Here is a 240-nt window from a genome sequence, read left to right as displayed (position 1 = left end):
GTCAGCGGCGGCGTGGCGTCCGCACGCGCCAGGTCCAACACCAGCGGGCCGATCTCGGACGGGTGGGGCAGGACGGACGGGTCTTCGCCCGGATAGGCCTGGGCGCGCATGGCCGTGCGCATCCGGCCGGGATCGACGATGCAGGCGCGCACGGGCGTGCTTTCGATCTCGTCGGCCCAGGCCTTCACCAAAGCCTCGGCCCCCGCCTTGGTCGCGGCGTACATGCCCCAGAAGGCGCGC

Annotated in this window: 1 protein-coding gene; it reads right to left on the bottom strand. The window is 73.3% G+C overall.

The window, feature by feature from the left end:
* A partial coding sequence (locus tag CVH10_RS23940) for an SDR family NAD(P)-dependent oxidoreductase (RefSeq protein WP_146143384.1) occupies positions 1–240 on the bottom strand: 240 nt, incomplete at both ends.

Source organism: Halomonas sp. ND22Bw, assembly GCF_003011945.1.
GTDB classification, from domain to species: domain Bacteria; phylum Pseudomonadota; class Gammaproteobacteria; order Pseudomonadales; family Halomonadaceae; genus Halomonas; species Halomonas halophila.
This window is presented reverse-complemented; position numbering and strand designations above follow the sequence as displayed.